The 20784-nt window shown below is 56.7% G+C and carries 15 protein-coding genes; 9 read left to right on the top strand and 6 right to left on the bottom strand.

Going from position 1 to position 20784, the window contains the following annotated elements; genetic code table 11:
• Window positions 1-118: 118 nt before the first annotated feature.
• Both C7H10_RS00870 and C7H10_RS00865 read left to right on the top strand, forming a co-directional pair.
• Window positions 119-2242, top strand: a complete 2124-nt coding sequence (locus C7H10_RS00870) for a TonB-dependent receptor family protein (RefSeq protein WP_106693317.1) — start codon at window positions 119-121, stop codon at window positions 2240-2242.
• Between the two features lie 174 nt (window positions 2243-2416).
• Window positions 2417-3079 (top strand): response regulator transcription factor, encoded by a 663-nt coding sequence (locus tag C7H10_RS00865; RefSeq protein WP_106693316.1) that lies wholly within the window; start codon window positions 2417-2419, stop codon window positions 3077-3079.
• A 7-nt stretch (window positions 3080-3086) separates the two neighbouring features.
• Here C7H10_RS00865 and ntrC read toward each other — a convergent pair whose 3' ends face one another.
• The 4 genes from ntrC to glnA form a co-directional block, all read right to left on the bottom strand.
• A complete protein-coding gene (gene ntrC, locus C7H10_RS00860) occupies window positions 3087-4520 on the bottom strand; it encodes a nitrogen regulation protein NR(I) (protein ID WP_106693314.1) in 1434 nt (477 codons plus the stop codon).
• On the bottom strand, window positions 4517-5617 hold the full coding sequence (glnL, locus tag C7H10_RS00855) for a nitrogen regulation protein NR(II) (RefSeq protein ID WP_106693312.1): 1101 nt from the start codon (window positions 5615-5617) through the stop codon (window positions 4517-4519). The genes ntrC and glnL overlap by 4 nt, the downstream gene beginning before the upstream one ends.
• A gap of 240 nt (window positions 5618-5857) precedes the next feature.
• Window positions 5858-6382: a DUF4124 domain-containing protein gene (locus C7H10_RS00850; RefSeq protein ID WP_106693310.1), complete on the bottom strand. Its 525-nt coding sequence runs from the start codon at window positions 6380-6382 to the stop codon at window positions 5858-5860.
• A 199-nt stretch (window positions 6383-6581) separates the two neighbouring features.
• Complete coding sequence (gene glnA, locus C7H10_RS00845; RefSeq protein ID WP_106693309.1) at window positions 6582-7985, bottom strand: glutamate--ammonia ligase; 1404 nt, start codon at window positions 7983-7985, stop codon at window positions 6582-6584.
• A gap of 391 nt (window positions 7986-8376) precedes the next feature.
• On the opposite strand from glnA, the gene typA reads away from it, so the two are divergent.
• From typA to C7H10_RS00820, 5 genes are all read left to right on the top strand, one after another.
• A complete protein-coding gene (typA, locus tag C7H10_RS00840) occupies window positions 8377-10188 on the top strand; it encodes a translational GTPase TypA (RefSeq protein WP_072678372.1) in 1812 nt (603 codons plus the stop codon).
• Between the two features lie 86 nt (window positions 10189-10274).
• Window positions 10275-11237, top strand: a complete 963-nt coding sequence (gene pip / locus C7H10_RS00835; protein ID WP_106693307.1) for a prolyl aminopeptidase — start codon at window positions 10275-10277, stop codon at window positions 11235-11237.
• A gap of 106 nt (window positions 11238-11343) precedes the next feature.
• Window positions 11344-11799 carry a D-aminoacyl-tRNA deacylase gene (gene dtd, locus C7H10_RS00830; protein WP_106693306.1) on the top strand — a complete coding sequence of 152 codons (456 nt, stop codon included), beginning with the start codon at window positions 11344-11346 and terminating at the stop codon, window positions 11797-11799.
• Between the two features lie 491 nt (window positions 11800-12290).
• Entirely contained in the window at window positions 12291-13268 is a 978-nt protein-coding gene (locus C7H10_RS00825; protein ID WP_106693304.1) for a porin, read from the top strand.
• 91 nt (window positions 13269-13359) lie between these two features.
• Window positions 13360-14241: a CYTH domain-containing protein gene (locus C7H10_RS00820; protein ID WP_106693340.1), complete on the top strand. Its 882-nt coding sequence runs from the start codon at window positions 13360-13362 to the stop codon at window positions 14239-14241.
• Here the strand turns inward: C7H10_RS00820 and mgtE are convergent.
• Together mgtE and C7H10_RS00810 are read right to left on the bottom strand one after the other, a co-directional pair.
• The gene (gene mgtE, locus C7H10_RS00815; protein WP_106693303.1) at window positions 14216-15571 is read right to left on the bottom strand and encodes a magnesium transporter; all 1356 of its coding nucleotides are present in this window, start codon (window positions 15569-15571) and stop codon (window positions 14216-14218) included. The two genes, C7H10_RS00820 and mgtE, sit on opposite strands and share 26 nt — an antisense overlap.
• Before the next feature lie 8 nt (window positions 15572-15579).
• On the bottom strand, window positions 15580-16749 hold the full coding sequence (locus C7H10_RS00810) for a potassium channel family protein (protein WP_106693302.1): 1170 nt from the start codon (window positions 16747-16749) through the stop codon (window positions 15580-15582).
• 80 nt (window positions 16750-16829) lie between these two features.
• Between C7H10_RS00810 and glnE the strand changes: the two genes are divergently transcribed.
• Window positions 16830-19736 carry a bifunctional [glutamate--ammonia ligase]-adenylyl-L-tyrosine phosphorylase/[glutamate--ammonia-ligase] adenylyltransferase gene (gene glnE, locus C7H10_RS00805; RefSeq protein WP_106693301.1) on the top strand — a complete coding sequence of 969 codons (2907 nt, stop codon included), beginning with the start codon at window positions 16830-16832 and terminating at the stop codon, window positions 19734-19736.
• A 76-nt stretch (window positions 19737-19812) separates the two neighbouring features.
• Complete coding sequence (locus C7H10_RS00800) at window positions 19813-20736, top strand: branched-chain amino acid transaminase (protein WP_072678366.1); 924 nt, start codon at window positions 19813-19815, stop codon at window positions 20734-20736.
• Window positions 20737-20784: the final 48 nt, after the last annotated feature.

Genomic DNA, 20784 nt, shown 5'->3' with positions numbered 1-20784 from the left:
GGGAAAATGTCCCGACCCAAAGTAGGCCTCCTCAGGTTCCATCGTTCAGTTCTCCCGAATCGCTACCCACTCTAAGGTTACCCCAACAGCAATAAAAACCTGTGCTAAGGGGAATACGATGAGTTTGATGTTGAAACCAATAATCCGCGCGGTGCGTTTCGTCGTTCTGGCTTCCGTTCCGGGCATTGTGATGGCCCAGCAGACAAGCGAGGCAGTGTATCTGCCAGCACTGGATGTGCGTAGCCTGGTGCCCACGTCTGTTGAAGGCATGCCGGGTGCCGCGAGTGTGCTGACCCGTGACCAGATCGATGTGTATAAGCCCTACACCCTGCATGATGCCCTGGACTTTGTGCCGGGCGTGCGCACCATTGATGATGATGTCCTCGGCCGGCGCTCCGGTATTGGTGTTCGCGGTGCACCGCCGCGCCGTTCCCGTAAGGTGCTCTTGCTCGAAGACGGCACGCCGATCAACAACAGTGCATACCTCGATTCCGGTGCGCATTACACCCCGCCGCTGGAACGCCTGGAGCGTGTTGAGGTTTACAAGGGCGCCGGGCAGATTGTCCACGGCCCTCTGAACAACCACGGCATCGTCAATTTCCGTAACCTGAAACCTACCCCGGTGCCGGAAACCGTCATCGAAATGGGCGTGGGCAACCAGGACACCATCCAGCAGCATATTCACCATCGCCGCACTGAAGGCGATGTCGGCATGGTGTTCTCCTACACCGGCAAGCGTGCTGACGGAACCTTTGATGTGGAAGAGCATCAGTACGACGATTTCTATACTGGCTTGGAATGGCAGGTTAATGAACGCAACCAGCTGGCGGCGTCTGTGACCTACTTGCGTGAGCGCAGCGATGGTTACGACGAGGCGAACCTTTCTCTGCAGGAGTATCGTGAGGCGCCCCGCAACAAGAGCCGTTTCGATGAGGGGCGCGAAGATAACAACATTTCGGTGAACTACCTGAAGTACGACCTGACCCATAACCTGCAGGTTACGGACGATGTCAGCGTGTCCAGTAAAGTCTTCTTTACAGACCTGGACCGCCCGCGTTTCCAGACTCGCGGCACGGCACCTGCAGACGGCGGCGTGATGGAAGGCCGGGATCGCCGTTATGAGAACCTTGGGCTGGAGAGCCGACTGGAGTGGGCCAACATTGAAGCGCTTGGGCTGACCCATCGTATCCAGACCGGCGTACGCTACGAAAACCATAACTTTGAGGATCGCCGTCCTGTTGGCCTGCCGGGGGAGAAACTGGATGAGGGCAACCGCGGCCGTTTGTTTGCCGTCTCTGGCGAGGATGGCTACACCCGTGACGGGCGCCTGGTGGAATATGATGCCGAGGCGGTTTCCGGATATATCCAGAACAGCATGAGCTTTGGTGACTGGACGGTGACCCCGGGCCTTCGTTATGAAACCTACAACCAATACAAAGACACGGTGTTTCGCCCTGGTAGCAGTGACGAAGGTGTTCGGGAAAAGGATTCCAACGCATTGTTCCTGCCCGGTATAAGTCTGCTTTACACAGGGTTTGCACAGTCAGAGATCTACGCCGGCATTCATCGCGGTTATGCGCCTGCCTCGGCTCGCTCGGATGAGTTTCCGCTCACCCCGGAAACCGGCGTGAATAGCCAGTTGGGTATCCGTACCAGTGCGATCAAAGGTGTCAGCCTGGATGCAGCTGTGTTCCACAATCGCATCAAGGACACGTTGATTCGTGATGATGTGGACGAATTCGGTGATGCGTTGTTTGTAAACGCAGCGGATTCTCGCATTATCGGCGTCGATGTCGGCGCCAGAATCGATTCCTCTGCCTTCTACCTGGCGGATTACAACCTGTTCGCCGAAGCTGCGCTGAACTACACCGATGCCCGCTTCACCACCGGCCCCCTGGACGATAATCACGTGCCAGAAATCCCGACCCTGGCAGGCAGCTTCACCGTTGGGATGGATCACATGGCCGGCTGGCACTTGAGCGCCACTGTCAGCCATCTGGGGTCCTTCTACAGTGATATCGAAAATACCCGTGAGCTGACCTCTGACGGCGAGGCGGGCAAGGTGCCGAGCCGTACCCTGTTCTCGGCACGGGCAAGCTACAAGTTGCCGACCACTACGGATGCAACCTTGTGGGTTCAGGGGCGCAACCTGTCAGACAAGCTGTATATCTCGGATGTGCAGGACGGCATCCGCCCCGGCGCCCCCAGAACCGTGGTTGCTGGCGCAACAGTGAGGTTTTGATATGACCCTCGGTTAGTCATATCGCTTGGCCGGGTTTCTTTCCTTTTCCCGGCATTTTTCTTCCGATGCTCCGGTTGCTCTGCGGCCGGAGCTTTTTTGTGTCAGGGGGGAACAAACGCCCGAGAGGGTTGTGATAATCTTGGCTGGCGAATACTAACAACAAAAGAGTCCGAGATGAAAATTCTGATTGCGGATGATCATGCGGTGGTGCGACAGGGTTATGTCAGCCTGTTATCGATGGCCCTGGAACCCTGTGAAATTATGGAGGCGGCATCTGGGGAGGAAGCCTGCGACTTCAGCAGAAGGCATCAGCCGGATCTGATCATCATGGACGTAGGGTTGCCGGGCATCAGCGGCATAGAAGCGGCTGCCAGAATTCTGGAAGATCAGAAAGACGCGCGTATCCTGTTTTTCAGCATGTACAACGAAGTTCCCATCGTTAAGCGCGCCCTTCAGGTGGGCGCCATGGGTTACATCACCAAGTCCTGCGAGACCGACACCCTGATCAAGGCAGTTCAGCGAGTTGCCGAGGGTGAAATTTTTGTTGAATACGATCTGATCATGAAATCGTCTTTCAATGATCAGGCGTCTGAGTCCTCAAAACTGCAGCAGTTGACGCGCCGCCAGTTTGAAGTGTTTTCTATGCTGGCTCGCGGGTTAAGCAATGATGAAATTGCCCATGCCCTGGCAATCGAAAAGAAAACCGTGGCCAATACGGTGACTGCCATCAAGAGCAGCCTTGGAATCGAGTCGATGGCGAAGCTGGTCTTCTTCGCCATTGATGCGGGGCTGGTTCAAATCTGCATGCAGCCAGCGGCGTCCGTCGCCCAGGATTGACGGCAGCTTAGTCTTCCGCGTCTTCAGCAGAATCGATTTTCAGTTCGTTAATCTTCCGGGTCAGCGTATTCCTGCCCCAGCCAAGCAGCACGGACGCATCCCGGCGGCGCCCGCCGGTGTGCTTCAGGGCCACCTCAATCATAATCTTCTCGAACTCCGGTACGGCGGTGTCCAGGATCGATTTCTTGCCGCGCTTCAGTTCCTGCTCTGCCCAGTTTCTCAGGCCTTCCTGCCAGGTCTGGCCAGTGGCGCTGTGCTCGCTTTCCGCCTGGTGCAACAGCTCAGGCGGCAAGTCATCCACGTGAATCTCTCGCCCGCTTGCCATCACAGTCAGCCAGCGGCAGGTGTTTTCCAGCTGGCGGACGTTGCCGGGCCAGGGCAGGGTGGTCAGGTACTCTTCGGCATCCGGGCGCAACAGCTTCGGCTCCACCGCCAGTTCCTTGGCGGCCCGTTTCAGGAAGTGCTGCATCAGGCGGGGAATATCTTCCCGCCGTTCCGCCAGCTTGGGCAGGTGCACGCGGATAACGTTCAGGCGGTGGAATAAATCTTCCCGGAAGCTACCTGCCTGCACCAGTTTTTCCAGGTCTTGATGAGTGGCGGCGATGATACGCACATCCACTTTAATCGGGGTGGTGCCGCCTACCCGATAGAATTCACCATCGGCCAATACTCGCAGCAGACGGGTCTGGGTGTCGGCTGGCATATCACCGATTTCATCCAGAAACAGGGTGCCGCCGTTTGCTTGCTCAAACCGCCCCTGGCGGGCTGCGCCGGCGCCGGTGAAGGCGCCCTTTTCATGGCCGAACAGTTCAGATTCAATCAAATCCTTGGGGATAGCGGCCATGTTCAGGGCGATGAACGGGTTGCGGGCCCGGGGGCTGTGGTTGTGCAGGGCCTGAGCGACGAGTTCCTTACCGGTGCCGCTTTCTCCGTTGATCAATACCGTGATGTTGGAGTGAGACAGGCGGCCGATGGCCCTGAACACCTCCTGCATGGCCGGAGCTTCACCGATGATCTCGGTATTGCGCTGGGCGCTGTCGGCCTGGGGTTCGCTGGCAGCCCGTTTTTCATGACTGTGGGCCACGGCGCGTTTCACCAGGGCCACGGCATCGTCTACATCAAAGGGCTTGGGCAGGTATTCGAAGGCACCGGTCTGATAACTGGTAACCGCACTTTCCAGGTCCGAATGGGCAGTCATGATGATCACCGGCACATCCGGATGCTTGTCGACAATCTGCGAGAGCAGGGTGATGCCGTCTACTCCGGGCATGCGGATATCGCTGACGATGGCATCGGGTTGCTCGTGTTCCAGCCGCATCATAATGCTTTCGCCACTGTCGAAAACTCGCGGCTGCATACCGGCCTGGTTCAGGGCGCGTTCCAGCACCCAGCGAATGCTTTTGTCGTCGTCGATGATCCAGACGTTTGCCGGTTGGCTCATTGGTTGTCCTCCAGAGGCAGGAAGATAATGAAATCGGTTCTTCCGGGCTCGCTCTCACACTCCACCAGCCCTCGGTGCTGGCCGATGATGCTTTGGGTAATAGAAAGGCCAAGGCCGGTTCCTGAGGCCCGGCCACTGATCATGGGATAAAAGATGTTCTGCAGAAGATCCGCCGGAATACCCGGGCCGTTATCGATGATGTCGGCGCGGCACACCAGCCGGTGACGACGATGGCCTATGGTGAACTGGCGCAGCGCACGGGTACGGAAAGTGATGGTCGGCGGTACATCGGAAGGACTTGCACCTTCGTTCTCGAAGGCCGCCTCCATGGCGTTACGGGCGATGTTCAGGAATGCCTGGATCAGTTGTTCTTTGTCTCCGGGGAACTCGGGAATGCTGGGGTCGTAATCCCGTTTCAGCCGGACGCGGCCCCTGCTTTCGGCTTCCACCAAGGTACGTACCCGCTCCAGAACCTCGTGGATGTTGGTGGGCGCGATTTTCAGTGCCTTGTTGGGGCCGAGCATACGATCGACCAGGCTGCGCAGACGGTCTGCCTCGTCGATGATTACCCGGGTGTATTCGCGTTGGTCTTCGTCGTTCAGTTCCCGGTCAAGCAGTTGAGCTGCGCCACGAATGCCGCCCAATGGGTTCTTGATTTCGTGGGCCATGCCGCGAACCAGGATCCGGGTGGTCTCCTGTTGGGAGATAATGTCTTCTTCGCGGCTGATGCGCATCAGCCGGTCCCGGGGCTGGATCTCGATCAACAGCTCCATGGGTTCAAGGCTGATGGGTGTCACCGAATAGTCCACCGTCAGCCTTGAGCCGCTCAGTAAAGCGAACTCTGCTTCTCGCCGGGTGTAGGATTGGCCATTGCCTGCTGCCGCATACAGGGTTTTCAGAGCGTCCGCAGAATCGAGCAGAACGTCTTTCAGGGGCAGGCCCTGGCTACGGGTCATGCTGGTTTCAAAAAGACTTTCGGCGGCGGGGTTCAGGTAACGGATGGTCAGGTCGTTTCCCAGCACCAGAACGGCCGTGGTCAGGCTGTCCAGAATGCTCTTATAACCGCTTCCCAGCGAGATGGATGGTTGGAACGACATGCTTGGTTTCCGTTTTAAACTCATGGTGGTTACCCCGGTTTTGCAAAAAACGAACCAGTTTTGCCTGCTGAGATACGACGATGGTCTAAGTACGGGCACAGCAGGGCCCGGAGGGCATCCGGGTGCTGTAGGTTGGTGCAGATGGGGAGCTTGTCGCTACAGGCAGCCGGGGTTTTGCCCCTTCGCTGCCCAAAGTATGGCTTTATCGTGGTGCGGTTGCACTAAAGTAGTGCGTAAATATCAGTTAAGGCGCGATGGTCGGTGAATGGTAAAGGTGATTGGCTGGCCGCTTTTTACCTGTATGCCATCGCTATCTACGATGTGAACGCCCGCTTGATGGGTGCCTCGGTCAATATTGCGGACGGTGATGGAGCCTGAGGTGCTTTGGCCAACTGGCTGGCCGTCCAGGGTAACCTCATAGCGATGACCGCGCCGCAGGCTCGGGGTGCTGCGCACTTCAAAGGTGACGTCGCCGTTGCCACTGTGGAAGGCCTGATCGTTCTCAGGGGAGACCAGGGACAGGCTCTCATAGGCTGCGCCTTCGCGCTCCACTTCCTCAAGCAACTGTTCGGTTTCTCTCACCGCGTCAGGCTTTGGCAGTGTGATGGTGGTTACCGGTTTAACCTCGATTTCTTCCCCGCCCTGCATGGGCTCGTCCGAGAAGGTTACATTGCCCTGGGCATCCACATGGCGGTAAACCTCTGCGTGGGCGGATGCGGTGGCCAGCAGTAACAAGCCGGTTGCGAGCGTGAGCGGTGCTTTCATGACAATAACCTGCGGTAGTGAACTGTCTCGATTATCGGCGGCGGGTGCAGGCATTTCAACGCCGGAGGGCGATCCCTTGGTTACATATCGTTAAGGGCGCGGGGTGTTTGGCGGGATTTGAGAAAAACGGCACAAAAAAAGCCCCGCACGGGGCGGGGCTTTCAGGCTTAAATGCCATGCACCTTATTGGTGCATTGCATTAGCAGGAGTAGTAAAGCTGGAACTCAACCGGGTGAGTGGTCATGTTCAGCTTCTCAACTTCACCGCGTTTCAGGTCAATGTAGCCTGCGATCATGTCTTCGGTGAACACGCCGCCACGGGTCAGGAACTCGTGGTCTGCTTCCAGGCAGTCCAGGGCTTCAGACAGTGTTTCTGCAACCTTCGGAATGTTCAGGGCCTCTTCCTTCGGCAGGTCATACAGATCCTTGTCCATAGCATCGCCAGGGTGAATCTTGTTCTGGATGCCGTCCAGGCCGGCCATCATCAGGGCAGCGAAGGCCAGGTATGGGTTGGCGGACGGATCCGGGAAACGCACCTCAATACGACGGGCTTTCGGGCTGTTCACGTAAGGGATGCGGATGGACGCTGAACGGTTACGGGCAGAGTAAGCCAGCATAACCGGCGCTTCGAAGCCTGGAACCAGACGCTTGTAGGAGTTGGTGGAGCTGTTTGTAAAGGCGTTGATAGCCTTGGCGTGCTTGATCACACCGCCGATGTAGTACAGGGCGGTTTCGCTCAGACCCGCATAGCTGTCGCCGGCGAACAGGTTCTTGCCGTCTTTGCTCAGGGACATGTGTACGTGCATGCCAGAGCCGTTGTCACCAACCACCGGCTTGGGCATGAAGGTGGCGGTTTTGCCGTAGGCGTGGGCCACGTTGTGTACGCAGTACTTCAGGATCTGAACTTCGTCAGCCTTGCGGGTCAGGGTATTGGCGCCAACGCCGATTTCACACTGGCCAGCGGTACCCACTTCGTGGTGGTGTACTTCAATTTCCAGACCCATGGATTCCATGGCGGCACACATGGCGCCACGCAGGTCGTGCAGGCTGTCGACCGGTGGAACCGGGAAATAGCCGCCTTTCACGCCTGGGCGGTGGCCGATGTTGTTGCGATCGAAGTCTTCGCCGGAAACCCAGGCAGCTTCTTCAGAGTGAATGTGGTAAGACGCGCCTTGCATGTCCACATTCCATTTAACGGAGTCGAACACGAAGAACTCGGGCTCCGGGCCAAACAGCGCGCCATCGGCGATGCCGGTGGACTTCAGGTATTCTTCGGCACGACGGGCAACAGAGCGGGGATCGCGCTCATAACCCTGCATGGTAGACGGCTCTACAATGTTGCAGGTGATGTTGACAGTGGTTTCTTCGGTGAACGGATCCAGTACGGCGGTCTCGTCGTCCGGCATCAGGATCATGTCGGATTCGTTGATACCTTTCCAGCCAGCAATAGAGGAGCCGTCAAACATTTTGCCGTCAGCAAAGAAATCTTCATCGGCTTCGGTGGCGGGCAGGGTGACGTGCTGCTCTTTTCCGCGGCTGTCGGTGAAGCGCAGGTCAATCCATTTCACTTCGTGTTCTTTGATCAAATCAATCGTCTTGGACATTGTGCATGCTCCGTAGTGATGTCGTGTTCGTTATGCCGGATCGTTCAGCGGGCTGAAGCCCGATCTTTTTCAGGTCAGGGCAGCTTAACAGAAGCTGTTGGCTCTTACCTTTCAATTACGGCTGCACAAGGATAAGCAAGGGGCTTGCCAGTTTTTCGGTTTTGCGCCAGAACAGCGCAGCGGCAAGGCTTTGGGGCGATTCTGGCGCACCGGAGTGCAGCTTACAGGCATTGGTTGCACTGAATGTGTGCACTTTATTGGTGCATTGATTCTTATCCTGCCTGATAACGGTGCATTAGCCGATTGGTTACATATTAGGCACTATTCTTCATATTATCGACATGGACTTTTCTATATACTGCTCGCCGCTAAATTCTGCAGGATACCCGTTGTGATTGATAAGCTTAGAAACGTTGCCATTATTGCCCACGTTGACCACGGTAAAACCACCCTGGTTGACCAATTGTTGCGCCAGTCTGGAACTCTGGACCGTAAAGAGCTCGAAAACGAGCGCGTTATGGACTCTAACGACCAGGAAAAAGAGCGTGGCATCACCATTCTGGCGAAAAATACCGCGCTGAAATGGAAAGACTACGACATCAACATCGTGGACACCCCGGGGCACGCGGATTTTGGTGGCGAAGTTGAGCGAGTCATGAGCATGGTAGACAGTGTGCTGTTGGTGGTGGATTCCATTGATGGCCCGATGCCGCAGACCCGTTTTGTAACCCAGAAGGCGTTTGCCGCTGGCCTGCGCCCGATCGTGGTGGTTAACAAGATTGACCGCCCCGGCGCGCGCCCGGACTGGGTGGTGGATCAGGTATTTGACCTGTTCGATAACCTTGGTGCCACCGACGAGCAGTTGGACTTCCCGATTGTTTACGCCAGTGCCCTGAACGGCATTGCCGGCATGGAGCATGAAAACCTGGACGACAACATGGATGCCGTATTCCAGGCGATTGTCGACCATGTGCCCGCGCCTTCCGTAGATCTGGACGGCCCGTTCCAGATGCAGATTTCCCAGTTGGACTACAACAGCTTCCTGGGCGTGATCGGTATCGGCCGCATTATGCGTGGCAAGGTCAGAACCAACACTCCGGTGGTGGCTGTCGGTGCCGATGGCAAGAAGCGTAATGGTCGTATCCTGAAAATCATGGGCCACTCCGGTCTGCAGCGTGTGGAAGTTGAAGAAGCGCAGGCTGGCGACATTGTGTGCGTGAGTGGTCTGGATCAGCTGTACATCTCTGATACCTTATGCGATCCCGCCAATGTTGAGGCACTGCCGGCGCTGACCGTTGACGAACCCACGGTATCCATGACCTTCCAGGTCAACGATTCACCGTTTGCTGGCAAAGAAGGCAAGTACGTGACCAGCCGTAACATCAAGGAACGTCTGGAAAAAGAACTGCTGCACAACGTGGCGCTACGGGTAGAAGAAGGGGACTCTGCCGACAAGTTCAAGGTCTCCGGCCGGGGTGAGCTGCACCTGTCCGTATTGATCGAGAACATGCGCCGTGAGAACTTCGAGTTGGCCGTGGGCCGCCCGGAGGTTGTGATCAAGGAGATCGATGGCGTCAAGCAAGAGCCTTACGAGAACGTGATCATCGACATTGAAGAGCAGCACCAGGGTTCCATTATGGAACAGATGGGACTGCGCAAGGGCGACATGACCAACATGATCCCGGATGGCAAGGGTCGTATCCGCCTGGAATACACCATTCCCGCCCGTGGCCTGATTGGTTTCCGGAATACCTTCCTGACCATGACATCGGGCACCGGTATTCTGACGTCTACCTTCAGCCACTACGGCCCGATCAAACTGGGTGACGTAACCAGCCGCCAGAATGGTGTGATTGTCTCCATGGCCACGGGCACAGCGCTGACCTACTCGCTGGAAACCCTGCAGAGCCGTGGCAAGCTGTTCCTCGACCCGGGCCAGGAGATCTATGAAGGCCAGCTGTGTGGTATCCACAGCCGCGACAACGACCTGGTGGTTAACCCCACCAAGGGCAAGAAGCTGGACAACATGCGTGCCTCTGGTAAAGACGAAGTGATCGGCCTGGTACCGCCCATCAAGTTCACCCTGGAGCAGGCGCTGGAGTTCATTGATGACGACGAACTGGTAGAGGTAACGCCCAAGTCGATCCGTCTGCGCAAGAAACTGCTGACCGAGAACGAGCGTAAGCGCGCCGGTAAGAAGTAAGATTAGAATTGAATGGCCAGGGACGGCCATTGCTTTCTCCCCTTAAATCTCAGCTAGACTACCGTTATCCCTAAACGGAGTTCGTCATGCTGAGCCTGTATCCTGAAATCCAGCCCTACGCTCGTCACCACCTCGCGGTGGAAGAGCCCCATGAGCTTTACCTGGAAGAGTCCGGCAACCCGGAGGGTATTCCTGTGTTAGTGGTGCATGGGGGGCCAGGTGGTGGCTGTGAGGATAATCACCGGCGATATTTTGATGCTGAACGCTTCCGGATCATTCTGATGGACCAGCGCGGGGCAGGGCGATCCACCCCGCTTGCGGAACTGGAAGGCAATAGCACAGACAAGCTGGTGGAGGACATGGAAACCGTTCGCCAGTTTCTGGGTATTGATCGCTGGCTGCTGTTTGGCGGCAGCTGGGGCTCCACCCTCAGCCTGGTGTATGCTCAGGCTTACCCGGAGCGGGTCTCTGGGTTGGTACTCCGTGGCATTTTTCTGTGCCGGCCCAAAGATATCCAATGGTTCTATCAGGAAGGCGCCAGCCGCGTGTTCCCGGACTACTGGCAGGATTTCGTGTCACCCATCCCCGACGTGGAGCGTGATGATCTGGTGTCGGCCTATTACCGCAGGCTGACCAGCCCCAACGAGCTTGAGCAGATTCAGGCAGCTAAGGCCTGGTCAGTCTGGGAAGGGCGTTGCGCTACCTTGCATCCCAACCCTCGGGTTGTTGAACGCTTCGCTCACCCACATGTTGCGATTGCTTTGGCAAGGATTGAATGCCATTACTTTGTGAACCAGGCGTTTTTAGTGCCAGACCAGATCGTGCGAAATGCTGCGCGGCTTTCCGGAATACCCGGTGTGATCGTCCATGGCCGCTACGATATGGTGTGTCCGCTGGATAACGCCCTGGCGCTCAGTCTGGCCTGGCCAGAAGCAGGCCTACGTATTATCCGCGATGCGGGGCATTCCGCGTCTGAACCTGCCATTGTCGATGCACTGATTCGGGCCGTTGAGGATGTGGTGTCACAATCTGACTCGCCCGCCGGGTGACTGGATTATCTTTTCTTGATCTGAGGGGTTGCGGCCGGTGTTGCGCGCCGATACACTCTCGACGTTTCTGATTTTTAACCCTCGAAGTTGTTGCTCAAGGGATTGAATGAAAGGACTTATCCAGCGAGTATCGGAAGCCAGCGTAACGGTTGACGGCCGGAAAATTGCCAGCATTGGCAAGGGGCTTTTGTTACTGCTGGGCGTTGAAAGGGACGACTCACCGAGTGAGGCAAAGGAGCTGTGCCGAAAAATTCTTTCCTACCGGGTTTTTCCGGACGAGCAAGGCCGTATGAACATTAACGTTCAGGATGCGGGCGGCTCCATCCTTGTTGTTCCCCAGTTTACGCTTGCGGCCGACACCAGTTCAGGCACCCGGGCGGGCTTTTCACTGGCTGCTGCACCGGAGCTGGCTGTTTCGTTGTATCGCGAGTTCCTGATCAGTGCCCGTAACCAAATGGGGTGCGAGCGCGTGGAAGAAGGGGAGTTTGGAGCGGATATGAAAGTCGCGCTTATCAATGACGGGCCAGTCACCTTTTTGCTGGAGGTTGCGCAGAAACGTTAATGCCCCGAAATGTTGCGCGTACCCTCTGTGTGCGCGTTTCTGGTGCCGCAATGTCGGGCATATGATTTGACGAAGATGTTGTGAAACGGCTTGGCATGGTTTAACTGTATGTTTTAGATTGGAAAAACCTGTTCTGGCCTCGAATTTGAGTGATCTGCATATCGGAAAGCTGGCAAACTTTTGGGCATAAAGGGTTGCCTTGCAGGCACCAAAAAGGCTAAAAACCGGTTGTTAAAAATTTGCAAAAATACATTCATTGTATTAAAACAGGGTCATCACTAAGAGCTTTAAGAAAAGCTGTTAAGTGGTTGAGATGTAAGGCTCAGCTTGATGGCTTGAGTCATATAAAAAGAAAAAATGTCGTGTCCCGCAGGATATAAATGGGAGGCGATCAGGAGTCCGGCAAGCGCAGCCCAGGCTGTTTTTGCCAGCAAAAATCGGGATTTAGAACCCGTCGAAAACCTGAGTTAACTCAAAAAGGAAGACGCAACATGAAAAAAACTATCCTTGCTTCTGCTATCGCAGCTGCAACCTTCTCTGGCGCTGCTCTGGCCCAGGAAAGCAACCTGCCGACTATCTACGGTAACATCCAGCTGGCCGTTACCCATGATAACGTCGACGGTGGCGGTTCCGAAGTTGAGCATTTCGACAATGGTTCTACCATTGGCGTTCTGCACAACCACCAGATCGCTCCTGGTATTGAGGGCTTCTTCAAGGCTGAATTCCACTTCAACGCTGATGACAACAACTCCCGTGGATCTGGTATCTACGAGATTGACGAAGCTTACATCGGTGTACGTGGTGAGAACTTTGGTCAGCTGTGGGTAGGTAAAGACGATACTATCTACGAAATCGCCACTACTGAAATCTCAGAGTTCTACGAAGTGGCAAGTCTGAGCCAGGGCATTGAGTACGACACCGGCGAAGGCGACATGGTTCAGTACCTGTCTCCGAACTTCGGCGGCCTGACTATTGGCGCGGCTGTTCAGGTGAACGGTGATGGCGATCCTGCCGTTTCCAAGAAATCTTACCCGTGGCAGCTGGCTGCCATGTACCAGGTAGATGCCCTGGAGCTGGCCTTTGCTGTTGACTCCAACGACGGTGGTCGTGGTGGTGAGAACAACGAAAACACCTACGGTCTGCGTGCCAGCTACAACCTGGACAACCTGCGTCTGACTGGTGAATTCCACACTCGTAAAGACGTTGCCGATACCTTCGGTGTGATGGGTGTCTACACTCTGGGCAAAAACCAGTTCGCGCTGTCTTATGAGCTGAGCCAGTACGACTCCAACTCTTCTGTGGGTGATGTCGATGTCGACACCATCACTCTGCAGGCCCTGCACAACCTGTCTGACAACATGTACGTGTACTTCGAAGGCTACCTCGGTGGCGGTGACGACGGCGTATACGGCGTTGCTGACAAGAGCGAACGCTCTGTTGCAGCCGTTGGTGCAACTTACTACTTCTGATCAGCTAACCAGCTAATCAAGTAGTCTCAAAAGCCGGTGACTCAGGTCACCGGCTTTTGTATTTTAAGGGGTCTGTTATTTGGAAACCATCATGGCTATCGAACTTGAAATCAAACTGACCCTATCAGAATCGGCGCAGGCACAAACCCTGGAGTGGTTGCTTGCGCAGCCTGAGGCCAGGCCTGGTGGCCAAAAACTCCTGGTGAATCGCTACTACGATACGCCGGACGCAGCGCTTAACAGGGCCAGGGCGGCACTTCGTGTGAGGCAATCCGGAGATCGCTTTATCCAGACCCTGAAAACCCAGGGCGAATTTGTAGATGGCGCCCATCGCCGGCAGGAGTGGGAGTGGCCGCTGCCGGGACCCGAGCTGGATCTGTCGCTGCTCGAAAGTACGCCCTTGAAAAAGCAGTTGGATCTTCAACAACTCCAGGTGGCCTTTGAAACCAACTTCAACCGTCAGTTGGTCATGCTGGAAACCGCGGATGCGGTTGTTGAAGTGGCGGTAGACTCCGGCGAGATTGTGGGCGGCGGGCAATCCCGAGCGCTCCACGAAGTGGAGTTCGAGCTGAAATCCGGAAACCCAGCAGCACTGATGTCCTGGGCCCGGATGTTGGCAGATGAAGTGCCAGTGTTTCTGAATCTGGTGAGCAAAGCCGAGCAGGGATACTACCTGGCTGGAATCTATCGGCCGGAACTGGACCAGGCTCCTGGCGAGTTGTCTGTCACGGAGTTTCTCCAACAACTCAGTCTCAGTTGGCTTCTGCAAAAACCGCTAAACTGCCCAGAGCCTGCTCTGCTGAGGGTAAAAAACGCGGCTATACAAGCGGGAGTGCAAGCGCTGTGGGATGAAATCCAGCCAATAACAGGCCAACACGCCGTGCCAGAACTGATAGAAAAAGCGCCCCGTCTTGGAGCGCTTCAGCTGGTCTTGGCAGATGCTTCCGCTAACCGAGCCCCAGCAGGGCCGTAGCCACGCTGAAGTAAATCAGCACACCGCTGACGTCGGCAATGGTGGTAATCAGCGGTGTACTGGCCGTTGCCGGGTCAAACTTCAGCTTGTCCAGCAGGAAAGGCAGCAGCATACCAATGAGGCTGCCCACCATCACCACGGCGATCATGGTAACGGCTACCACAAAGGCAATGTCCGGCCCGGCGCGCATAAAGCCAACCACCATCACTGCAACGGCCATGGTAACGCCAAGGGCGCTGGCTACCAGGGTTTCTTTACCCAGCAATTTGCCCCAGTCGGCGACGGTAACATCACCAGTAGCCATACCCCGTACCATAAGCGTGGCTGACTGAGCCCCGGCATTACCGGCGCTGGCGACCAGAAGCGGCATGAAGAACAGCAAGGCAATGTGTTCGGAAATAATGTCTTCAAAATAGGCAATGCCGGCCCCGGTAAAGATGTTGGCAAACACCAGAATCACCAACCATTGCACCCGCGAGCGGTAGAGCGAGAACGGCGTTGCATCCCTCAGGCCGGTTTCCAGTTTGCCTACCGTGGCGCCTTTGTGGATGTCTTCGGTGGCTTCTTCTTCCGCTACGTCCATGGCGTCATCGTAGGTGACGATGCCCACCAGCCGTTCGTCCTGATCCAGGATTGGCAGTGCCAGCAAGTCGTAGCGTGATATCAGTCGGGCCACTTCTTCCTGGGGGGTGTCGGTGCTGGCGGTCACCAGGCCCGTAGCAATCAGGTCGTCCACCGGCGTGCCAGGCATTGCGGTAATCAGGTTCCGAAGGGAAACTGCACCCACCAGTTTGTGCTGGTCATCGATCACGTACGCCTGGTAGATGGTTTCTTTATCCGGCGCGGTGTTTCGGAGCAGGTTAATCGCCGCGCTGGCGGACATGCCGGTGCTGATCACCGCGTATTCCGAGCTCATCAGGGCGCCGGCGGTGCCTTCCTCAAAGCTTGCCAGGCGCCGAAGGTCTTCCCGTTCTTTGCTGGCGAGGGACTGGAACAGGGTGTGCTGGCGGTTCTCATCCAGCAGGTTGAAGAAGTCGGCCCGTTCGTCCGAGGGCATGGCGGTTACCAGCTCAGCCAGGTCTTGGGTGGGCAACAGCTCGGCGATCAACGTTTGGGTGTTGGGGCCGATATAACCGAATACCTTGGCGCTTTGCTCTGTTGTCAGGGCCCGAAGAAGGCGGATGCCTTCCTCGTTATCCGGGTTTTCTTCAACAAACTCCGCAAGGTCAGCGGCATTGAAGGTGGCGGCTGCTGCCTGAATCTGTGCCTGGTCGTCGGTGGCGATGGCCTCAAAAATGGGCTGGTAGAATTCGGAGTCCAGGTATGACATTCGTTACCTTACTCTTTTGGTGTCACGGTTTCGGACGTCTGCTCGTCGTGATTGTGCAGGTCTCGCCACTGCTTGAGGAATTCCCGATACCGGTCCAGGGCCTCCTCAACCACAGACACGGATGGGGTGTCTGTGGATCGCACCAGCACGATCAGTCCCTTGCCCTCGACCTCTTCATTGGTGGGAGGGTGGCAAATCACTTCATTGTCGTGATCGATATACGCCAGGGCAGTGCCAATGCCGTGGCGCACAAGGGCGCTGACAATGTCTGCCCAGACCAGGTCGTCCAACTCCAGATCATAGCGGTGAGGATGGTCGCGTTCGTAATTGAACATGTCTTCCAGCACCTTCTCGGAACCCGGCGCCACCACGGCACGAACCATGATCTCTGGGTAGGTGCGAACCGGACGGATCGTGGTGCGCACCCCAAGTGTTTTGAAACGGTCGCGATTGTGATCACTCACGCATTCCACGGTGGTTCGACCCCCCAGGTTGGATTCTACCAGTCTGTGGGCGATATCGAAGGTCAGGCTGTCTGAGAATGGATCGGATTCGTCTGCGGCGAGCACAATGATGTGTTTGGCACTGCCGGCATGCACCGCTTTCAGGGCTTCTGGATCGTTGCCCGCGCCATGAAAATGGACCATCCCGCAGTCGGACAGTTCTGCTGGTAATCCGCCCGGGAACTGACGGGTCAGCAGCATGATGGGTACCGTGTGGTACTCGGGTACCGAGCGGATCTGGGAGGCAAAGCGCATAAAGTACTGCTCGCCGCCACTGCGAGGGGTGTTGATGATTACGATGTGATCTTTCATGTTGTAAATCCAGCGTCCGGTCAGGATTCGTTCACGGCGGTAGAACCGGTATTCAATATAGTCGCTGACGATCAACGTCAGCAGCGTGATGGCACTGATAAACATCAGCAGGATGGTGCTCAGGCGGCCAACGGTGGTTTCTGGTGCGAAATCGCCGTAGCCCACGGTAACCAGCGTGGTCATGGTCATCCACGCTGCCTCGAACAGCGTCAGAGGCTCTGCCGCCCAGATAATCAGTATCTGGGTGATGAGCAAGCAGCCCAGTATGACAAAGAGCCGCCGCATACGATTGCGGATCAGGCCGCCCATGGGCAGGTGAGACTGCGTATGTTCGGGATTCAGTGGGCGGCGATTGCGCATCATAGAGTTGGCGTGCCTGTTCAGTCCTTGGCGAGTTCGTTATACAGTACCGGAAATATATCAGAGAGACAGGGGTTTGCGTTATGTCTGAGCCTTGGGGTTCATTGCCAGCGGAACTGGCCAACGATGTGTCAGGTTGTTGGGCTTCGATATTCCCGGACGGGATTCCAGGCTGGTTGACCGATGACGCAGACCTGACGGAAGCCGATATTGCCGAAGCCTTTGCCCGAAGCCTGTTCTTGCGGCAAACCATAGAGCGACATTCTGAGCAGATTCGCTCGGCGGTACAGGCACGGCCACTGCAAGAACCCACCACCGAATCCTGGCTGGCGGAGCGCTGGGCATCTTTCCTGGGCTCGGTGGATTCTGAACCGGCGTTGCACGCCGCACTCAGGCAATTCCGGCGGGAGATCCAGTTCCGGATTATCTGGCGGGACCTCCTTAAATGGGCCGACCTTCAGGAAACCATCGCCGCCACCAGTGCGTTCGCCGATACCTGTATTGATGGCGCGCTGGATTGGCTGTACGAACAGGCTTGTGAAGAGTCCGGCACGCCCTGGGGCAAAGACCCGGTAACCGGTGAGGAAGCTCCCCAGAAAATGGTGGTGCTGGGCATGGGCAAACTCGGCGGCCGTGAACTGAACGTCTCTTCTGATATTGATCTTATCTTCGCCTTCCCGGGCAAGGGCGAAACGCGCGGTGGTCGGCGAGCCCTGGATAACCAGCAGTTCTTTATTCGTCTGGGGCAAAAACTGATCCAGGCGCTGGACCAGATCACCGCCGACGGCTTTGTGTTCCGTGTGGATATGCGCCTGCGCCCCTACGGCCAGAGCGGCGCCCTGGCCCTGAGTTTCGCAGCGCTGGAAACCTACTATCAGGACCAGGGCCGTGACTGGGAACGCTACGCGATGGTGAAAGCCCGGGTAGTGGCGGGCGACCAGCGGGCAGGGGAGGTGCTGATGAGTAGCCTTCGGCCCTTCGTTTACCGGAAGTATATTGATTTCAGTGCCTTTGAGTCGCTGCGCAATATGAAGGCGATGATCAGCCGAGAAGTGCGCCGCAAGGGGCTGGAAAACAACATCAAGCTGGGCAGCGGCGGCATCCGTGAAATCGAGTTTGTGGTGCAGGCGTTTCAGCTGATTCGGGGCGGCCGGGACCGGGAGTTGCAGCAGCGGGAACTGCAGGTGATCCTTAAAGAGCTAGAGGAGCTGGAGCTACTGCCCTCCACCGTGGTTCGGGAGCTTCGGGATGCCTATGTGTTCCTGAGAAACCTGGAACATGCCCTTCAAGGCATGGAAGACAAGCAGACTCAGGAGCTGCCCGACGATACACTTTCTCTGGCTCGGATATCACGGATCATGGGTTACGAGGATTGGTCCGCCTGCCAGAAGGCCCTGACAGAGCATCGTGAGCGTGTGGCCACACATTTTTCCAATATCATTGCCTCGGAGGAAGAGGAGCAGGAGGGCGAAGCCGGCATTGAGGATGGCTGGTTCGAGCTTTGGCTGGCGGAAATGGAAGCGCCTGCTGCCGTGGAGTGGCTCTCTGAGCAGGGGTTCGAGCGCCCTGAAGACAGCGTCCAGAAACTGACGGACTTACGGGACAGCCGCACCGTGCAAACGCTGCAAACCCAGGGTCGCCGGCGCCTGAATGAATTCATGCCGCTGCTGCTAAGTGCCCTGACTGGCGTAGATAATCCCTCAGAAACGCTTGAGCGAGTGCTTCAGCTTGTTGAGGCCATTCTGCGCCGCACCGCGTACATGGTGCTGTTGTTGGAGAACCCCGGCGCCCTGACCCAGCTGGTACGCCTGTGCAGCGACAGCCCCTGGATCGCCAGCTTGCTGGCGGAAACCCCGTTGTTGCTGGACGAATTGCTGAACGCCGAAAGCCTGTACACGCCCCCCGCCAAGGAAGAGTTGCAGGACGACCTGCGCCAGCAAATGCTGCGGATTCCCTATGAAGACCTGGAAGAGCAGATGGAATCGCTGCGGTATTTCAAAAAGGCCCATGTGCTGCGGGTAGCTGCCTCTGAGATCAAAGGCACCCTGCCGTTGATGAAGGTGAGTGATTACCTCACCTGGATAGCCGAGGTGGTGCTGGACCACGTGGTGGATGTGGCGTTCGCAAACCTGGTGAGCCGGCACGGCTATCCGCGCCGGGCTGATGGCTCCGCCTGTGATACCGACTTCGCCATCATTGGTTATGGCAAACTCGGTGGCATCGAATTGGGTTACACCTCAGATCTGGATCTGGTGTTTGTGCACCAGGCAGACCCGGAACTGGCCACCGACGGCGACAAGCCCATCGACAATGCCGTGTTCTATACCCGCCTTGGCCAGCGCATCGTCCACATCCTCAGCACTCAGACCCCGTCCGGCCAGTTGTACGAAGTGGATATGCGTCTGCGCCCTTCGGGCAATTCCGGGTTGCTGGTCAGCACCTTGCAGGCCTTTGAAAAATACCAGCGGAATGATGCCTGGACCTGGGAGCACCAGGCTCTGGCCCGGGCCCGTGGGGTGGCCGGCTGCCCGGATACCCTGAAAGCCTTTGAAGCCATTCGCCATAATATTCTTTGTCAGCCACGAGACAAGCTGGCGCTGCGCAAGGAAGTGGTGGATATGCGGGAAAAAATGCGCGCCAATCTTGGTACGCCCGAGGCCCGGCGGGCAGAGGTGTTCCACATCAAGCACGACAACGGCGGCATTGTTGATATCGAGTTCCTGGTGCAATACCTGATGCTGGCCTGGAGTGCGGAGCACCCTGAGCTGACCCAGTGGAGTGACAACATCCGGCAGATGGAAGAGCTGGGCCGTGCCGGCGTGATGGCGGTGGAAGATACCGAAAAGCTCAGAGAGGTGTTCATAACCCTGAGATCCACCATACACCGGAGGGCCCTGCAGAACCTGAACAGCCAGGTGGAGGGAGAGGCCTTTCACGATGAGCGGGCTTACATACAATCCATGTGGCAAAAAGTGATGCTCGCCGATTAAGCAACATTCAATTCCGGCAGAGAATCCTGCTAGAATGCCGGTTCCCCGAAAACCGCTTTTTTAGGAGCAGAACAGAATGTCGATGGCTGACCGCGATGGCGTTATCTGGCTGGACGGAGAAATGGTTCCCTGGCGTGATGCCAAGACCCACGTCCTCACCCACACCCTGCATTACGGCCTCGGCTGTTTTGAAGGCGTGCGTGCGTACAACACCGCGAACGGCCCGGCGATTTTCCGCCTGAAAGAGCATACCGACCGCCTGTTCCGCTCCGCTCACATCCTGAACATGAAAATGCCGTTCAGCAAGGATGAGATCAACGAAGCCCAGCGTGCTGCGGTTCGTGAGAACAACCTGGACGAAGCCTACCTGCGCCCCATGGCGTTCCTGGGCTCAGAAGGCATGGGCCTGCGTGCCGACAACCTGAAAGTGCACGTGATGGTTGCCGCCTGGAGCTGGCCGTCCTACATGTCTCCGGAAGCCAAAGAGCTGGGCATCAAGGTTCGCACCTCGTCCTACACCCGCCACCACGTGAACATCACCATGTGTAAGGCAAAGGCCAACGGCAACTACATCAACTCCATGCTGGCCCTGAACGAAGCCATCTCCGGCGGTGCCGAAGAAGCCCTGCTGCTGGATAACGAAGGCTACGTGGCTGAAGGCTCAGGCGAGAACATCTTCATCGTGCGTGACGGTGTGCTGCACACGCCGGAGCTGACTTCCTGCCTGGAAGGCATCACCCGTGCCACCATCATCGACTTCGCCAAAGACCTGGGCCTGCAGGTGAAAGAGCGTCGCATCACCCGTGACGAAGTCTACGTCGCCGAAGAAGCCTTCTTCACCGGCACAGCTGCCGAAGTACTGCCAATCCGCGAGCTGGATGGTCGTCAGATTGGTGAAGGCAAGCGTGGGCCGATTACCGAGAAGCTGCAGAGCATGTATTTTGATGCGGTTAAGGGGAAGCTTGCTGCGCATCAGGAGTGGCTGACGGCAGTTCGCTAACCCGGAAATCGTGTTCGATCAATGTAGAAGCCGCCCCAAGTTTCCCGT

Origin of the sequence: Marinobacter shengliensis, from assembly GCF_003007715.1 — a bacterium.
Taxonomy (GTDB): Bacteria; Pseudomonadota; Gammaproteobacteria; order Pseudomonadales; family Oleiphilaceae; genus Marinobacter; species Marinobacter shengliensis.
This window is presented reverse-complemented; position numbering and strand designations above follow the sequence as displayed.